Annotated in this window: 1 protein-coding gene; it reads left to right on the top strand. The window is 64.3% G+C overall.

Annotated elements, in window-relative coordinates; translation table 11 throughout:
- Positions 1-104 precede the first annotated feature (104 nt).
- The gene (locus DEU38_RS27935) at positions 105-1,070 is read left to right on the top strand and encodes an IS481 family transposase (RefSeq protein ID WP_114724618.1); all 966 of its coding nucleotides are present in this window, start codon (positions 105-107) and stop codon (positions 1,068-1,070) included.
- The last annotated feature ends 12 nt before the right edge of the window (positions 1,071-1,082 follow it).

The following is a 1,082-nucleotide window of genomic DNA, read 5'->3' as shown; positions in this document are numbered from 1 at the left end:
TGTACCCGGTCAGGACGTTGGTAGCGGGCGTGTCGGCTTGATGTGAAGAGAACCTCCGAGTGGGGTGTGGCTTGTCTAAGGCCCACATCCGCTCGGAGGTTCTCGTGTCCCACCGTAATGCCCGAACCACATATCTCGGCAGATTGCTCATCGTCGAGCGCTACCGAGATGGCTGGCCGAAAGCGCATATCGCCAGCGCAATGGGGATATCCCGGAAGTGCGTGTCGACGTGGGTGGCCCGCTACGAGACCGAGGGCGAAGCCGGGTTACACGATCGGTCCTCCCGCCCGCACACCATGCCGACCCGAACCGCAGCCGAAGTCGAGACCCGGATCGTCGAGCTCCGTGTGCGTGAGCGACGCGGGCCGGACTGGCTCGCAGCAGAACTCGGGGTGCCGGCCCGCACAGTCTCCCGAGTCCTACGGCGCCACCAGGTGCCACACCTGGCGGACTTGGACCCGATGACCGGTCAGGTGATCCGCTCGTCGAAAACCACCGCCGTGCGCTACGAACGTGAGCGGCCCGGCGAACTGGTGCACATGGACGTCAAAAAGCTCGGCAGAATCCCCGACGGTGGCGGATGGCGCGCACACGGACGAGCCGCCGGATCGACAGCCCGCGACCGCAGCACCCGGACCGGATTCGACTACGTCCACTCGCTCGTCGATGACCACTCCCGACTCGCCTACTCGGAGATCCTCCCAGACGAAAAGGGCTCCACCTGTTCGGGTTTCCTGACCCGTGCGATCGACTACTTCGCGGACCGCGGCATCACGAGAATCGAGCGGTTGATGACCGACAACGCCTGGGCCTACCGATGGTCCCTACGCGCAGTCTGCGCCGAACACGGGATCAAGCAGAAGTTCATCAGACCGCACTGCCCGTGGCAGAACGGCAAGGTCGAACGCCTCAACCGGACCCTGCAAACCGAGTGGGCCTACCGTCAGGTCTTCACCAGCAACAGCGAACGCGCCGACGCACTTGCACCCTGGCTCGAGTACTACAACACTCGACGACGCCACAGCGCACTCGGAGGACTCCCACCGATCAGCCGACTGCAACCAACCTGATGGCCAGGTACA

Origin of the sequence: Rhodococcus sp. AG1013 (assembly GCF_003350365.1) — a bacterium.
Taxonomy (GTDB): Bacteria; Actinomycetota; Actinomycetes; order Mycobacteriales; family Mycobacteriaceae; genus Prescottella.
The sequence above is the reverse complement of the archived record's forward strand: the minus strand, read 5'-3'. Positions and strand labels throughout refer to the sequence as shown.